Genomic DNA, 16,823 nt, shown 5'->3' with positions numbered 1-16,823 from the left:
TAGTAGTCTTACTCATCAAATGTTACTCATCAAATTCCAATTGATTTTCAACAGCAAAGAGCGCAGCTTGTACGCGGCTTTGAAGATTGAGCTTTCTTAAAACATTTTGTACGTGGACTTTGACAGTGCTTTCGGTAACATCCATTTTACGCGCAATCTCTTTATTGCTGATTCCTTTTGTGAGCCATTTAAGCACTTCAAGTTCTCTTGACGTGAGTGATTGAATAGCTGATTCTTCGGCTTTTTGCTGTTCGCTACCGCGTAGTTGAGCAATCAATTTATTGGTCATTTCAGGAGAGAGCACATTATCCCCCTCAACTGCTTTCTCAATGGCATTTAGAAGAAAATCACTATCGATACTTTTAAGCAGATAGCCTTTAGCGCCATATTTCATTGCCATCGCAAGATCATTACTATCATCGGAAACGGTCAACATAATAATCGCTAGTTGCGGGTGATCATTGAGCATTAGAGAGAGTGCTTCAACACCATTCATCGAGGGCATATCCACATCTAACAAAACCACATCTGGCATTAGCGTATCTACTAACTTAACCCCCTCTAATCCATCAGTTGCTTCGCCAATCACTTGATAGCGTGGATCAGATTCAATGATAAAACGTAACCCTTTACGAAAAAGGGGATGATCATCCACAAGGATGATTTTAATTTTATCGTGAGCCTCTCTATCTTGACTCTCTCTATTTTGCGTAATGGAATGCATATCCAGCCTTTTAATTGCTTATCGTGTGAAAAGTATTTGATTCAGTGATTAATGGAGTCATTATCTATTCAATATACGTCTATTCAACATAGGGTATCAAATAGATCGTTGAATTGTCACATCAACCACCGTTCCTTGTGGAATGTTCTGCTTAAATTGTAATTCGCCCCCCACTTTTTGAATGCGTTCACGCATAATTTTTGTGCCAAGATGACCTTGTTTCTCAAACTCATTCAATTGCGCAAGATCAAATCCTACGCCATTATCTGCTATGATCATCTGAAAAATCTTCTCATCTTGGGTGATAGTGACAGATACTTCTGATGCTTGCGCGTGTTTACGAATATTGGAGAGCGCTTCTTGTAAAATGAAGATCGCTTGTAATTGTGCCTCAGGAGAGAGATCAATCATCGATGTAATATGGCTTTTAACCGTCAGATGATATTGGTGCTCAAAGCGTTCAATAACTGAGTGAATAGTATTAGCAAAGGAGCCTTGCGCAATGCGAACCCTAAAATTAGAGAGTAATTCCCGAATATCTAAATAGCACTCTTCAATACCCTCTTTAATAAAGGAGAGGGTCTGTTGCTGTAAGGGATGATTCTCCTCAGTTAAAGCCCGCTCTAAGAGGGGAAGTTGCATTTTGATAAAGGCTAATGATTGGGCAATACTATCGTGCAAGCCTTGTGCTAAATGATTACGTTCTTCTAAAATAGCGAGTTGTTTATCTAAGGCGGTCAGTCGTATTTTTACCAATGCCATTGCAAATTGAGCTGTCACTGTTTCGATCAGTTGCGCAAGTTCTTCTGTTAATGCATCTTCTGTCTCAAAGTAGAGCGTAATAACCCCGAGTTTTTCATCCATATGATGAATAGGAATGGTGACTAGGTAATCTGAGATATAATCTTGACAAAGTAAACGGGCACTATTGTCACGATCGCCTCGTTTATGAATGACGAAATTTCCCTCATAGAGACCTTTACCACAATAGCAGTGATTGAGAATGTTGCAATGATTCGCGTCTTTGATAATATCCGGGAGATTCTCTTCCGCTAAGATCTCTAATTGGTGCCTATTTTTATTGAGTAGACGAATAGATCCCGATTGCGCGTTGCCATATTCTACAATTTTCTGTAAGAATTGCGTCATTAGGGCTTCCTGATCTGTTGCATTTTGAATTAATGTTGTTGTTTCATAGAGAAATAGTAACTCTTCGTTACGTTGACTCAGCGCTTGCGTTTTATCGGCAACTTTATCTTCAAGATGATCGTAAAGTTCTTTGAGTCTTGCGCTCATAATATTAAATCCATCTGCCACAGTTGCAAACTCATTATTGAGCTCTACAGAGACTTGAGTCCCTAAGCGCCCTTGCGTCAAATGATCGATCCCACGATAGAGTTGATTCAGTGGCAGAATCACTAATCTGCGCAGTAATCGGGAAGAAGCAACGGCAGAGAGAAGTGCCATTATAATCAAGAGCATCTGCAAAATCCGTAATCGTTCAATACTCTCGGTATTATCCTGTTCAATAATAGCTACAACACCACTAATTTGATTCGCCAGCTGTTCCGCGGTTTGTCGATATTCAATGGTCGAGATCGGGAAACCTGCGCGTTGTTTTTGGATAAATTGATCGAGTGCGATTTCAATACGGCTGATCTCTAGGTTTAATTTATTGTGTCTTTGGTGATCAAAAAAGTTTTGTTCAGGAATATCCCTCAGTTGTTCCGCGACTTTCTTAAAGTTACTCACTTCGTGCAGAATATCTGCTTCGGGCTCTTGATTGCTGGCAAGCATCATAATATGAAAGACCCGTTTACGCAGACTACCAGAATCATTGATCGCAACCCCCATCTCTTCTAAACGCCAAGAGATATTCAGCGATAATCCAACAATCAAAATTGCCCCAATGAGCCAAATACTAATTAGCGTCATTAAGACGGTCGAGAGTTTGTGTGGCTTTTGGCGAATCTTATCAAAATAGGTCATATTCGATCTTATTTATAGAGGGATATAGAGAGGGTTGTAGAGTGAGAGTTAAATTCAACAAGTTAGGGATTATACTCTAGCGTAACAATTTTATGGATAAATAGCACTTATTCTAAAGCCTAAGTGAAGGCTAATTCTTTAGAGGATAGGCAAGTGCGCGTCTTTATGATTAAATGCCAATGATTCAATGTCTAAGGTTAAGTCTAAGATCAATAGACAATGGTTTAATGATCTAGTTGACACGATTGAGATCTATTTAAAATGACTACAAACGTGGGTTTAGTGTGGGGTGCTCACTAGATCAGCTGTATATACCCTCAACAATAATATTAATTTAACAGGAGATTCTATGAAACGAGATCCCCGCTTGATCCCTTTTTCCAAAGAACACCATCAAACTTTAAAGCTCGGAAATTACCTACGACGATTAACAGAGATTGAGGCTGATCCTGCGATAACGTTAAAACAGATTCAGGCACTATTAGAATCGGCAAATAGAGCAGTGAATGAAGATAGAGCTTCCTTATTGAATCACTTTGCTGAAGAAGAGCGATTACTTCAACCCATTTTAGATCAATGGTCAGATCAACATTTCAATCATCAATTCCAAGCAGAGCATCAGCAATTACGACAAATCTTGTTACGGAATGAGTGGACGCTCAATGAGTTAATTGATTTAGGAACATTACTGATTGCGCATACTCGTTTTGAGGAGCGATCCCTTTTCCCGGCGATAGAGAATTATTGGGCTCTATCATAATATATGCCGGCACACCAGTTATAAGCAATCAAGGAGGTTATTCTATCAGGCGTCTAGCAAGGATTGTTTAATATAGTGTTATGTTCTTCTAGTCATCATACTTTATTTTTACAAAAACGACTACAAACGTGGGTTAAAGCCTCTTACTTTAATAATCCCAATATCTTCCTTAATCTGAAAGAACCACATTATCAATATCAAAAGATATACGCTCTCATAAAAGACGTTTATTTTTAGACCCTGTGAAATTTTATCTCTTATGCGAATACTGATAGAATGAGAGGTTTGTAACAGATTACCTAACCTTGAGAATAGCGTTTTTGCGTATTAATAAGAGATAGAATGGATATTAGAAAAGAGATTGCCCAATTAGAAGCTTTACTACCTTTTGCCCAAACGCAAGATAGTTATTCATTGCGCCGAGCATTGCGGGATTTAAAGCGTCAAGATCAAATTGAAGGGCAGGATATTACGGCATTAAAAACGCGTATTGTTGCATCTGTGAGTAAAACTGATCAGATCAAAGCTTCTTTTCCGGCGCTTAATTATCAAAAAGAGTTGCCGATCTATCAAGCACGAACGCAGATTATCGAGGCGCTTCAATCACATCAAGTAGTGATTGTTTGCGGGGAAACAGGTTCAGGTAAAACAACTCAATTGGCGAAATTCTGCTTAGAAATGGGACTCGGCGCACGAGGGCTTATTGGCCATACTCAGCCTCGCCGTCTAGCCGCGCACTCGGTAGCAGAGAGAATTGCCGATGAGTTGCAACGTCCTTTGGGGGATTTTGTTGGTTATAAAATGCGGTTTAATGATAAGACCGATGATAAAACCGTTTTAAAGTTAATGACCGACGGGATTTTACTCACAGAGTTGACGCACGATCGTTTTCTAAATCAGTATGAAGTGATCATTATCGATGAAGCGCACGAGCGAAGCCTTAATATCGATTTTCTCTTAGGTATTTTGAAAAATATTTTACCGCGCCGTCCTGACCTTAAGCTCATTATCACTTCGGCAACCATCGATCCTGAACGATTCTCTCACTATTTTGGTGGGGCTGAAAAAGCGCCCATTATCGAAGTCTCAGGGCGAACATTCCCGGTGGAGATTCGCTATCGTGATCTTCATCTGGGCGAAGAAGATGAGAATGATCCCATTGAGATAGAAGAGGGGATTGTCCAAGCGGTTCAAGAATTACAAGCTGAAAAACCCGGCGATATTTTAGTCTTTCTACCAGGAGAGCGGGAGATTTTAGAAACCGCAGATCTGCTACGTAAAGCCTTTCACGATTATGATGTTTTACCACTCTTTTCCCGTTTAAGTCAGGCAGAGCAACAGAAGATTTTCTCGCCTAGTGGACGAAAACGCATTGTTTTAGCCACTAATGTGGCTGAAACTTCGATTACTGTGCCTCGTATTCGTTATGTCATTGATAGTGGCGTTGCGAGGGTCAGCCGGTATAATCCGCGTACTCGATTGCAGAGTTTATTAGTGGAACCCATTTCACAAGCCTCTGCTAATCAGCGTTCAGGTCGTTGCGGTCGTGTTGCCGAGGGAATTGCGATTCGACTCTATAGCGAAGAAGATTTTGCGAATAGACCAGAGTTTTTAGATCCTGAAATTTTACGGACACATCTAGCCTCGGTAATTTTGCAAATGGGACATCTGCGTCTAGGGAATCCAGAAGTGTTCCCCTTTATTGAGATGCCTGATTCCCGGCAAATTAAAGAAGGGTTTCAGACGCTTAAAGAGTTGAAAGCGGTTCGAGACAATGGCTCGCTTACACCGCTTGGAAAGACACTCGCTAAAATTCCGATTGATCCTAAATTTGGTGCGATGCTGATCCAAGGGGGAAATGAGGGTGTAGGGCACGAATTATTAGTATTAGTTGCCGGTCTTTCGATTCAAGATCCTAGGGAACGTCCACTTGAGTTTCAGCAACAATCCGATGAGAAACATCGTCTCTTTAAAGCGCCCCATTCTGACTATATTTCTCTACTGAATTTATGGGCTTGGTATCAGACAAAGGCACAAAAAGAGAGTCAAAATCAGATGCGCAAAGTGTCTCGAACCCATTTTCTCAATTTTATGCGGATGCGGGAATGGTTTGATCTCTATCAACAGCTCAAGAGCGTGATGAAGAAGATTTCATTTCATCTCAATCCATTTCCAGACAATGACCCCAATAATCAACCAAGTGGTGTAAAAGAGGGCGAGTATTGTTTTCCGAAATTTAATGAAGAGAAGATTCATCAAGCCATATTGGTTGGGATCTTAGATCAAATTGGAGAGCTTGGGGAAGATAAACTATATAGTGGTGCAAATGGTCGGAAATATCGTATTTTCCCGGGATCTGCACTCTTTAAAAAACCGCCAAAGTGGTTGATGTCCCTTGAAATTGTCGAGACAAGTCAAATTTATGCTCGTGTTAATGCATTGATTCAGCCAGAATGGATTGAGCGATTAGGCGCACATCTACTTAAAAAAGAGTATACCGAGCCCCATTGGAGCAAACAACAAGGGCAAGCAGCGGCACACGAAACGGTTCGCCTCTTTAATCTTGCGATTATCAAAAATCGAGTGGTCTCATTCGGTAAAATTAAACCGGAGATTTCTCGAGAGCTTCTTATTCGCGAAGGATTAGTGGAGGGCGAAATCAATACCCGAGCGCACTTTTATCGAATGAATCAAAAAACGATTGAAAAAGTCGCTGAAATGGAGGAGAAGACACGTCGCCGGGATATTCTCATTGAAGAGTGGAAGCTCTTTGAGTGGTATAATAATCGGATTCCTCAAGATATCTACTCTGTGGCTTCTCTCGAAAAATGGTGTAAAAATCGGAAGAATAATGATTCCTTAATCTTTACGGAAGCCGATATTTTAGAAAATGATGAGAGCCTCAATCTAGAAGATTTCCCGGCAGTGATTCATTTTGGTCAATTGAAATTAAATGCGATCTATCTCTTTGATCCTGCTTCTGAACACGATGGAATGACGCTACTTGTGCCTTTAGCGGCGCTTAATCTACTCAATAAAACAAGATTAGATTGGCTTGTGCCGGGATTATTAAAAGAGAAAGTGACAGAAATTATCCGCACGTTGCCCCGATCACTTCGTAAACACTTTGTACCATTGCCGGATGTTGTAGAGGCGATGTTACAGACATTTGAATTTGGAGAAGGGAATCTCTATTTCCAAATTGCCGAATATCTGACTCGCCGTTCGGGCATTCAGATTGAACCCCATTTCTTTGATGAAACGGCGCTTGATCGTCATCTTCGAATGAATATTCGAGTAATTGATACTGGTGGGAAAACCATTGCCGAAGGGCGTGATCTTTCGCTCTTAACTGAAAAATTACGAGGAAAAGCGGAAAATGCTTTTAAAAAATTGGCAGATGCTTGGGAGAAAGGGGAAGAAAAAGGCAAACGGAAGAGAGGGAAAAACAGTCGTCAAGATGAGATTGATCACACTCAACATTCTGACCGAGTAATTGATCTGCAAGATCGAGCAGGAAAAGGCTCTAAACATCACTCAACTCAATCAGTAGAGTCAGCATTCACGTTAGAGCATTGGCAATTACCTAGCGAAGAACGTTTCGTGAGAAATGGTATTGAATTGACGGGATATCCCGCACTTCGAGTGATTGATGGGCAACCGATTCGATTAGAGAAACAGCTTTTTGATCGCCCATTTGTCGCAGAGACAATGCATTTGGAAGCCTTAACACAATTGGTACTCAAAGCGCTTCACGAACAGGTGAAATATCTACGAAAGCAGTGGCCACAATTTGGAAAGTTGGTCTTGATGTTCCGACAAGTAGGGAATGAAACATTGCTACAAGAGGATTTAATGCGAGCGATTATCCGAGATTCTCTCTCATCGCAAGCATTGCCGAGAGATGCAGCACACTTTGAAACGATTGTAGCTACAATGCGTAAAGAGATTGTGGCGGATGCCACTCAATTGAGTGCACTCATTGTCACTATTTTTGAAAAAGTGAAAGCGGTACGAGATCAACTCAATCAACTACACCCAATGAATCGAGCGCTCATTGAAAAAGAGGTACAAAAGGCGCTTGATCGCCTTATCTATGCCAATTTTATTAGTGAAACCCCGAAAGTATGGCGTAATGAAATTCCTCGTTTCTTAGAGGCTTTAGTGTTACGTATTGAGCGCTTTCCACAAAATATGGCAAGGGATCAAATGCAATCGAAGATCATTCAGCGGCATTTAGCGCAATATGAAGCGGCAAAAGCCTTTTTTGCGAAGCGAGAAGAGCTCCCTGCAATATTAGAAGAGTACCGTTGGATGATTGAAGAACAAGCAGTTTCTTTCTTTGCGCAGCCTATGAAGACGATTATCACCGTCTCTGAAAAACGACTGGATAAGACGTGGGAAGAGATTGATCTGATGATGAAAAATAGTAGTTATCAGTGATATGAGTTATTAAGCGTATAATATAAATATATAGAATGTGAATATGTAGGGATGTGATATTGTGGATTATGTTTGGTAAATAAGTAGTCGAATAGTAAAAAATGGTTGCCTTTTATCAAAAAGAGCGTATGATATCGCATTCCCATCGCCCTGTTGGTTCATAATTTGAGATTATGACATAAGTGTACTTGACACTTATTTGAGATTCGGTCGATGTATTTTTTGGCTGAATGTTCAAGCGCATTCCCTTACATTAATTAAAAGGAAATTCCACGCTATATCGTGGGATCTATATGTTTATGTCTCAATTTTCTGATTTAAATTTAAACCCAATTTTATTAGCTGCTGTTGAAAAAATGGGTTATGACACCCCAACAGAAGTGCAAAACCAAGTTATTCCAGTAGCTATGGGCTGCCAGGATGTAATGGTTTCAAGTCAAACAGGCAGTGGTAAAACGGCTGCATTCTTATTACCGATTCTTCATCAAATTATGGCTGAAAAAGCACTTGAGAGTGCAAATGGCAATAATAAGGGTAATGAAGAGGGTAGAAAAGGTCGCCGTGGTGGCCGTAATCAACGTTATCAAATGCCTGAACCACAAGCGATTATTATGTGCCCAACCCGTGAGTTAGCACAACAAGTTGCGCAAGAAGCGATTCATCTTAAAGGTTCTCATCGTGATTTTCGTGTAGCAACGGTTGTCGGCGGTATGCCATATGGCCGTCAAATTCGTGAATTACAAAATGTCACACTATTAGTTGCAACACCAGGACGCTTAATTGATCTCTACAAACAAAAAGAGATCAGCTTTGATAAAGTGCATTACTTTATTGCCGATGAAGCGGATCGTATGCTCGATATGGGATTCTCTGAAGATCTTGAAATTCTTCATAGAAGTTGTGTGAATAACTTGCAAACATTAATGTTCTCAGCAACTTTCCCCCCAAAAGTGATGAAGTTAGCAGAAGGCATGATGCGTCATCCACTTCGTATCGAAATTTCGCCTAAAGATACCATTAATAAGAATATCACTCAGATTTTACATTGGGCTGATGGTCGTGAACATCAGAAGAAAATGTTGTTCCATTGGCTTGAGAATGCCGATATCGATCAAACTGTGGTATTTGTGCCAACACAAATCGATACAGAAGAGATTGCTGAAGAGCTTCGTGATTTAGGTCTATCGGTTGATTATCTTCACGGTGGGATGCAACAACGTGTTCGTAATCGTTGTTTAGATAATCTTCGTAAAGGTAAAACTAAAATCTTAGTAGCAACAGATGTCGCTGCTCGTGGAATTGATGTTGAAACAATTACCCACGTATTTAACTTTGGTGTTCCTCGTCAAGCAGAAGATTATGTGCATCGTATTGGTCGTACAGGTCGCGCGGGTCGTGAAGGTATTGCAGTGACATTTGTTCACTTCAAAGATAAGCGTTTATTAGATGCCGTTGAAGATTTCATTCAATTAGAGATCAAACCAAGCATTATCGATGGTCTTGAGCCTAAGAAAGAACCTGTTCGTAGTGCCCCTAAAGGTCGTGGACGTGGTGGTAATGGTCGAGGTCGTGGCAATGGCGGCGGCGCAAGACAAGGCGCTCGTCGTTCTGAAGGTCGTCGCGAAGGCGGTTCTTCTGATCGTCGTAGCCGTAATGCTGAAGGCTATGCGGCTCGTACAGGTGGTCGCTCACAATCTTCAGAGGGTCGTCGTGAAAACCGTAATGAACGCAGAGAAGGGGGAGCCTCACAAGGTAATGCTCGCCCATCAAGAAATCGTAGTGAGCGGAGTGCTGCGCCTAGTAATGTAGGTGAGAAACGCCCATCACGTAGATCATACCGTTAATATTCGATTTACGAAATAGTGAATATTGTTAATAAACAGTTAAATAAACTGTTATAAAAATCAGAGTTTTAGGTTAAAATAGAGATCTCAACTGACCATAGTGTAGTTGAGATTTTTTGTTTTAAGGTATTTTTTAATGAGGGAAATGGTCATAATTCGACGATAGGCCAGCGGTTTTACAATCAATTTTGTACCGGCATATTCGATCGTGATTTGAAGTTTCGCTGAGATTATAATTTTTTATAATGTTATTATATTTTATATAAACGAATTTAGTAGCATTTTGTTTTATTATATAAAATCTATATATAAGTTATATGCAAACTATATAAAATTATGTAACACTAATATAGTGTTTAGTATTTAGAGTTAGTAACAATCATATTAATGAATAATATAATTGTTAATTTTAAATTTTTATTGGAAGTTTATTTATAAGCTTAATAACTGTTTTTTATCTATTTACCAAAGCGATTATTTCTTTAAACTAAAAATATTTTATATATCCTCTTAATTCTATTAAATGTTGTTATAATAGGGTAAGACAAAAATTTATGATATTTAAGGAGAATAATAATATGACTCTACGATTAATGAAAATTTTTCGCTCAGTAGCTGAACATAAAAGTTTTAGTCGTGCCTCTGAAGAATTAGAGATTACAAGACCCGCTGTGAGTCAAGCTATTACACAGCTAGAAGAGCAACTACAAGTAAAGCTCTTTAATCGGACAACCCGAAAAGTGACTTTGACGACAGAAGGGGAGCTCTATTATCATCACGTTGTAGATATTTTAGAACGAATGGAGCTAATGGAAGAGCAGTTAAAAATGCCATTTAAAGGTCCTGCAGGTCGAATTCGAATTGAAGCCTCTTCCGCTATTGCCAAATATTTCCTATTGCCTCATATTCTCTCATTCCAACAACATTATCCAAGTATTGAAGTTTTATTAGGAACCAATGAATCTAATATCAATTTTGAAGAGTCAGCCATTGATTTTGCCATTCAATTAGGATCTATCAATGACCAAAGTATTATTGTTCAGCCTTTAGCGGAGATTAATTTTGTCTGTTGTGCTGCACCAAGCTACCTAGAATCTTATGGACGACCACAAAGTTTAGCTGATTTAGATTTTCATAAAGCAGTTAATTATTTCTCAAGTTCTACCGGAAGAACATTCCCTTGGCCTTTCCTTGATCAAGGAGAATTGAAGCAAGTCCATATGAAACATGATATTGCAGTAAATGATGTTGATACTTGTTTGGCCTATACTGTTGCAGGTAAAGGGATTGCGGTATTAGCTCGTTACTTAGCAGAACCTTATATGCAAGATGGACGTTTGACACAGATCCTTGATCAATATCCTATTGCACAGCAGCCTCTCAATTTGCTCTATCTTCCCAATAAGTTAGAAAATCAAAAGTTAAAACTTTTTTATGATTGGTTGATTAAATCAGCGACAGAGCAAGATTTATAAAATCCCCGATGATAGTAATGTCAGTTCAAAATAAGTTTATTCAAATGCCGGCACATCAGTTGTAAAAAGTCAGGAAGCCGTTCTATCCGGCATCTTGCAAGTATTGTTTAATACGGTATTATCTTCTTTTGAACCCCCACAATAACTGTTTAAAAACCATTTTTCCTACACTAAATTACTATATTTACAACAAAATGCCCGGTACTATAAACCGGGCATTTTAAATTAGGCAGATAACATAGGTAATCTAATGAATAATGAGTCATATACCTATATGTATGTTTCTGTCTGTATATCTCTAGATTAATCCTTTAAATTGGGTTCTTCACCAGTAGCAGCAAAATCAGCCGCGGCGGTAAAGAGCACATCTGTTGAAGAGTTCAGTGCAGTTTCGGTAGAATCTTGGATCACACCAACGACATAACCGATGACCACAAGTTGCATTGCGATACTGTTATCAATTTGGAACAATGCACAAGCAAGCGGAATTAATAGCAGTGACCCACCAGCAACGCCTGAAGCACCGCAAGCACCCACTGTAGCAAAGATACTTAAGAGTAGGGCCGATAAAAAGTCCACTTCGATGCCTAAAGTATGCACCGCTGCAAGGGTAAAGATTGTAATAGTCACTGCCGCACCGGCCATATTGATCGTTGCGCCGAGGGGGATAGAGACAGAGTAAGTCTCTTCTCGAACACCAAGTTTACGACTAAGTTCAATATTGACAGGAATATTGGCTGCCGAGCTGCGAGTAAAGAATGCAGTCATGCCACTCTCTTTGATGCATCTAAACACTAATGGGTAAGGATTTTTGCGCATTAAGAGGTAGACTAATAATGGATTCACTACAAACGCCACTAATCCCATTGCCAATAGAAGCACTAATACTAATTGAATATAAGATTTAATCCCCTCAAATCCAGTTTCGGCGATTGTTACAGCCACAAGACCAAATACGCCTAAAGGTGCAATGAGGATCACTTTTTTAATGACACTCGTTACTAATTGCGCTAAATCTTGGAAAAGGTTGCGAGTTGATTGATTCGTTGAACGAAGAGCAAAGCCAAAGAGCATTCCCCAAGAGATAAGACCAATATAGTTTGCACTGACCAGCGCATTCACAGGATTATCGACCATATTCATAAAGAGGGTCCGAAGCACTTCGGTAATATCGGCAGGTCCTCGAGCTTCCATAGAAGTCACTTCAAGAGGCACCACAATAGGGAAGAGGAAACTCACTGTTACTGCTACCAGCGCTGCTAAGAAAGTGCCCAATACATAGAGAAGCACAACTTTTTGCATAGCACCGCCACTCTCTTGTTTTTGATAGTTAGAGATTGCCGCAATAATAAGCACAAAGATTAAAAGGGGTGCAATGGCTTTTAATGCACCAATAAAAAATTCTCCGACAATGCCAATTGATTGCACAACATGAAGCGGAAAGAAAAAGCCAACAATTACGCCGAGAATAAGACCGACGATAATTTGTTGGACGAGGCTAAAACGATTAATAAAATGAAATACTGGCTTCATAGATAAAGCAATCCTATATTGATATGTAAAGATATTTTTAAACGTCAGAGCTTAAGAATAGCAATTTTATATCAACTGTAAATAGTTTTATTTAGCCAACGCTCAATAATGATTGCTGCTGCAATGGCATCTAATTGGCCTTTCTCTCTTTTCTTTGAGGGTTTCACATATTGTAAGCTTTCAAGAGAACTATTCGATTCATCAACGACAAACACTGGTAAACCAAAGCGGCCATGCAATCTCTGAATAAATTTGCGAATGATTTTAAGGTGTTCGGTTTCTGTCCCATCTTGCGTATAAGGTATTCCGACGACAAAGATGTCAGGCTGCCAATCTGTGATTAATTGTTCAATCATTACCCATTGAGGTTGATTATTTTTCACGGGTAAAATTTCGACAGGCTGAGCCGTATTTGTTGTTGTATTACCTACAGCAATTCCAAGATTTTTAGTACCATAATCAAAACCGAGTATCCTCTCAATTGTTTGATTGGGTTTTAAATTACCAATATAGGGCTCCTGGGATTTGGAATCAGATTCTATCTTTAGATGATGTTCTAATTTATGTAAATCACTCATGGAAGATCAGTCACAAATTGGGAATATTCTGGTTTGGGGAATGGATGAGGAGCTTTTTCAGGATATCCGTACCAGAACATGCCCTCAATGACTTCTTTCTTAGGATCAATATTACCAATACGGTAGACTTCCTCTTCAAAGAGAAGAGAACCCGTAGACCATTTTGTGCCAATGCCATGGGATGTTAGGTATTGCATCATAATATAGAGCGAAATACTCAATGTGGCATAATCTTCATGCGCTGTTTTTGCGTCATCACTCAATTTACGAGTCACTAAAATCCAACCTGGAATGGTCTGCCATTTAGCGAGTTTCTTTTGAGCACTTTCAGGGTCACGATTAGAAAAGGCCTTCTTTGCATAGTGCAAAAATGCTTGTTTTGTCTCTTCGCCAAACCAATAGAAATGGCAGGGATGAGTATGGTGATGATTAGGTGCATAGATCGCAAGTGAAAGGGCTTCTTGCACAATCGCTTGAGGTACCGGCGTTGATTCAAAATGATGAATCGTACGGCGATCTTTAATAATATCAGTCAATGAAATGGTCATTGTACTATCCTTTTTAACTGATCAAATAGGTTATTGGAGATATTCGGTGCTTTGAGCATTGTATGAATAATCTCGATGACTTCACTCTGTAATGGTTCCTGTAATCTAGCAACTTTTGTAAAGGGTGTCACGAGTTTTGCAGCCGTAATAGAGTTAATCCGATCGATTTCTAAAATTTCATTCGCAATCCATTGATAGAGAGGTGCGCCTACTTTCGCTAAAGCATAGCGATTTTTACCAACTGCTCCTACAATTGCTCTTACACGATTAGGATTATTGCGGGTAAAAGCAGGGTGCTCTACGATTTTATCAAGCATCTCAAGGGTTAAATTAGGATCACTCTCTTGTACGCTAAACCAACGATCGATCAGCGTTGAATAATGTTGATAACGCTCATAAAAATCATCTAACATTGCTTGTTTTTCAGGAATATTCTGCCATACAGCACACTTCAGGGCTGAGCCAATATCAGTCATATTGCTAGATTGATAATATTGTTCTGGTAGAAGATATTGATACTCTTCTAAAGAGGTAATAAATTTCAGGGCAATATTTTTGATTGCTCGTGATTCTGCATCATCTTTTTGGAAATCTTGGTAAAGTTTTAACCAACGATCTTGGAATCGAGTTGCCACATAACGCACGATTGTTTGGCGAATATTGCGCAAATAGAAGATATCTTCGACTTCCATCAATCCTAAATAGTATCCTTCATCTGGGATTGTGAGCATTTGAGCACAAAATGCGGGATCTTCATAAGCATAATCAAAAAGAGGCTCAACGGCATTGCCGATAATTTCCGACATCTGATCTAGCGTCATATCCCGGGCAAAGATGACTTTCAAGATGAGATTTTGTAAGGCTTCCCATTTGGAAAAATAATCTGTTTCGTATGCAATGAGCGTTTGTAATTCTCTAAATGAGTAATCATAATCGAGCATTACTGGCGCGGAGAAACCTCGTAAAAGCGAGATAATAGGTTCTGCATCAATATTGTGAAAGACTAAGCATTGTTGATGCGTTGTGAGTGTAAATGTCTCTTCAAGTAGCAATTCACCTGTTTGTGAAAAGAGGGCATAACTCACCGGAATGGGCATCGGTTGTTTTGATTCTTTTGTTACAGGGTCAAATAGGTATTGTTTCAGTGAGAGACGTAATTCTCGTTTATCAGGATGATATTCTGTTGATGCCTTGACGATCGGCGTCCCCCGTTGACTATACCACAGCATAAAGTGATCAAAAAGACGGGGATTTTCCGCTTTCATCGCTTGATAAAAATCATCAACAGTGACGGCTTGTCCATCAAATTCTTTAATATAGCGTGCAAAGCCTCGATCAAATCCCGCTTTTCCTAGAATTGTCTGATAAAGACGGATAATTTCCGCCCCCTTTTCATAGGTTGTCGTCGTATAGATATTTTCAATAGACCCTAAAGTATCTGGGCGAACGGCGTGGGAGAGCGGTCCTTGGTCATCCGGGAATTGATGTGTGCGAAGATAGTTAACATCTTGTACTCTACGAACGCCTGGATGCTCTTCAGCGCCAATAAATTCTTGTTCCCGGAATACTGTAAGGCTCTCTTTTAAGGAGAGATTAAACCAATCCCGTAAAGTGATGCGATTGCCGGTCCAATTATGAAAATATTCATGACCTACCACTGCTTCAACAAAGGTAAAATCGCCATCATTCGCGGTTTCAGGAGAAGCTAAAATGCAGCTAGTATTAAAGAGATTTAATCCCTTATTTTCCATTGCACCGCCATTAAAGTCATCTACTGCTACAATATTGTAGAAATCAAGATCACAGATAAGACCAAATCGTTCTTCATCCCATTGCATCGCTTTTTTAAGAGATTTCATCGCGAAATCACAACGATCAATATCCTTCTGGTCAGCGTAGACGCGAAGTCGTACCGGCGATCCATTTGGGCGGATATGTTGATCTTCGATATAGGCTAAATTACCGGCTACAATGGCAAATAGATACGTTGGTTTCGGGAAAGGATCTTCCCAAATAGCATAATGACGGTTGTTCTCTAAAAGTCCCTCTTCAATTAAGTTGCCATTAGAGAGCAGAACAGGATAGGCTTGATCGGCTCGAAGCGTCACGCGATACCGAGTCATCACATCGGGGCGATCTGGGAAGTAGGTGATATTGCGAAAGCCTTGCGGTTCACAATCACTACAGAACATTCCATTCGAGATATAAATCCCACTTAATTCTGTGTTAGTGCTCGGATTAATGGTATTCACAATCTCAACCGTATGTTGACCTTGAGTAAAAATAATTAATAGATCATTCTCATCAAAGATAAACTCAGATGAATCGAGCTGTTTTCCATCAATAGTAATGGTGGCTAATAATAGTTCTGTAGAGCCGTGTAAGCGAACCTCATACTCATCTACACTTTGATCTATCGCATCGATTACAAATTGTGTAGTCACTTTGGTAGAAATGGGATCTAAATCAATCTCAAGCGCGAGCTGTTCAATAGTGAAATTGGGGGCAGTATAATCTAAACGATAAATTTGACGATCATTAGTATAAGTAAAAGGCATAGGTTTCCTTGAGCTTCCCTAAATTATAAGTTCTGACAATTATAGCGATATCCAAAAAATAATCTCATTAATTATTTAAAATACTTTTATTATTTTATTATCTTAACTATTTAAGAATGATTAGCAAGTCGATCACAATGATAAGATAGTTATGATGCAAAAGTTTTATAAGAACTTTATAAGCGCTTTATTAGAAGATGTTTATATAGTAAATTTGGTTTAAGAAAACATAAAACCGTACTAAACAACACTTGCAAGATGCCGGATAGAATAGTTTCCTCGCTTCGATCAGTTGATGCGCCGGCATTTAAATATTGCTTATATTGAACCGATCTTACTATAGATATATGAAATAGCATATATGAAATAGC

The 16,823-nt window shown here is 39.4% G+C and carries 10 protein-coding genes; 4 read left to right on the top strand and 6 right to left on the bottom strand.

Features of this window, described 5'->3' with window-relative positions; all coding sequences use genetic code 11:
* Positions 1 to 22 precede the first annotated feature (22 nt).
* Positions 23 to 724 carry a response regulator gene (locus DC083_RS07020; RefSeq protein WP_109189504.1) on the bottom strand — a complete coding sequence of 234 codons (702 nt, stop codon included), beginning with the start codon at positions 722 to 724 and terminating at the stop codon, positions 23 to 25.
* A gap of 96 nt (positions 725 to 820) precedes the next feature.
* Complete coding sequence (locus DC083_RS07015) at positions 821 to 2,713, bottom strand: histidine kinase (protein ID WP_109189503.1); 1,893 nt, start codon at positions 2,711 to 2,713, stop codon at positions 821 to 823.
* A gap of 349 nt (positions 2,714 to 3,062) precedes the next feature.
* On the opposite strand from DC083_RS07015, the gene DC083_RS07010 reads away from it, so the two are divergent.
* The 4 genes from DC083_RS07010 (at position 3,063) to DC083_RS06995 (ending at position 11,235) form a co-directional block, all read left to right on the top strand.
* Positions 3,063 to 3,473: a hypothetical protein gene (locus DC083_RS07010; protein ID WP_109189502.1), complete on the top strand. Its 411-nt coding sequence runs from the start codon at positions 3,063 to 3,065 to the stop codon at positions 3,471 to 3,473.
* Between the two features lie 342 nt (positions 3,474 to 3,815).
* Positions 3,816 to 7,916 (top strand): ATP-dependent RNA helicase HrpA, encoded by a 4,101-nt coding sequence (gene hrpA, locus DC083_RS07005; protein ID WP_109189501.1) that lies wholly within the window; start codon positions 3,816 to 3,818, stop codon positions 7,914 to 7,916.
* Between the two features lie 299 nt (positions 7,917 to 8,215).
* Entirely contained in the window at positions 8,216 to 9,760 is a 1,545-nt protein-coding gene (locus DC083_RS07000; RefSeq protein WP_189364552.1) for a DEAD/DEAH box helicase, read from the top strand.
* Between the two features lie 578 nt (positions 9,761 to 10,338).
* On the top strand, positions 10,339 to 11,235 hold the full coding sequence (locus tag DC083_RS06995; RefSeq protein WP_189364554.1) for a LysR family transcriptional regulator: 897 nt from the start codon (positions 10,339 to 10,341) through the stop codon (positions 11,233 to 11,235).
* A 303-nt stretch (positions 11,236 to 11,538) separates the two neighbouring features.
* On the opposite strand, the gene sstT is transcribed toward DC083_RS06995, so the two are convergent.
* From sstT to pepN, 4 genes are all read right to left on the bottom strand, one after another.
* Positions 11,539 to 12,768, bottom strand: a complete 1,230-nt coding sequence (gene sstT / locus DC083_RS06990) for a serine/threonine transporter SstT (RefSeq protein WP_109189498.1) — start codon at positions 12,766 to 12,768, stop codon at positions 11,539 to 11,541.
* 71 nt (positions 12,769 to 12,839) lie between these two features.
* Positions 12,840 to 13,346 (bottom strand): Holliday junction resolvase RuvX, encoded by a 507-nt coding sequence (gene ruvX, locus DC083_RS06985; protein ID WP_109189497.1) that lies wholly within the window; start codon positions 13,344 to 13,346, stop codon positions 12,840 to 12,842.
* Positions 13,343 to 13,894, bottom strand: coding sequence for a nitroreductase family protein (locus DC083_RS06980; RefSeq protein ID WP_109189496.1), 552 nt, complete (start codon positions 13,892 to 13,894; stop codon positions 13,343 to 13,345). The genes ruvX and DC083_RS06980 overlap by 4 nt, the downstream gene beginning before the upstream one ends.
* Complete coding sequence (gene pepN / locus DC083_RS06975) at positions 13,891 to 16,452, bottom strand: aminopeptidase N (RefSeq protein WP_109189495.1); 2,562 nt, start codon at positions 16,450 to 16,452, stop codon at positions 13,891 to 13,893. Before pepN ends, DC083_RS06980 begins: the two co-directional genes overlap by 4 nt.
* Positions 16,453 to 16,823 lie beyond the last annotated feature (371 nt).

The organism is Ignatzschineria ureiclastica (assembly GCF_003121845.1).
GTDB classification, from domain to species: Bacteria; Pseudomonadota; Gammaproteobacteria; order Cardiobacteriales; family Wohlfahrtiimonadaceae; genus Ignatzschineria; species Ignatzschineria ureiclastica.
This window is presented reverse-complemented; position numbering and strand designations above follow the sequence as displayed.

Excerpts from the sequence above, each read along its gene's own strand:
- DC083_RS07020 (WP_109189504.1), bottom strand. The coding sequence starts at position 724 with ATGCATTCCATTACGCAAAATAGAGAGAGTCAAGATAGAGAGGCTCAC.
- DC083_RS07015 (WP_109189503.1), bottom strand. The coding sequence starts at position 2,713 with ATGACCTATTTTGATAAGATTCGCCAAAAGCCACACAAACTCTCGACC.
- DC083_RS07010 (WP_109189502.1), top strand. The coding sequence starts at position 3,063 with ATGAAACGAGATCCCCGCTTGATCCCTTTTTCCAAAGAACACCATCAA.
- hrpA (WP_109189501.1), top strand. The coding sequence starts at position 3,816 with ATGGATATTAGAAAAGAGATTGCCCAATTAGAAGCTTTACTACCTTTT.
- DC083_RS07000 (WP_189364552.1), top strand. The coding sequence starts at position 8,216 with ATGTCTCAATTTTCTGATTTAAATTTAAACCCAATTTTATTAGCTGCT.
- DC083_RS06995 (WP_189364554.1), top strand. The coding sequence starts at position 10,339 with ATGACTCTACGATTAATGAAAATTTTTCGCTCAGTAGCTGAACATAAA.
- sstT (WP_109189498.1), bottom strand. The coding sequence starts at position 12,768 with ATGAAGCCAGTATTTCATTTTATTAATCGTTTTAGCCTCGTCCAACAA.
- ruvX (WP_109189497.1), bottom strand. The coding sequence starts at position 13,346 with ATGAGTGATTTACATAAATTAGAACATCATCTAAAGATAGAATCTGAT.
- DC083_RS06980 (WP_109189496.1), bottom strand. The coding sequence starts at position 13,894 with ATGACCATTTCATTGACTGATATTATTAAAGATCGCCGTACGATTCAT.
- pepN (WP_109189495.1), bottom strand. The coding sequence starts at position 16,452 with ATGCCTTTTACTTATACTAATGATCGTCAAATTTATCGTTTAGATTAT.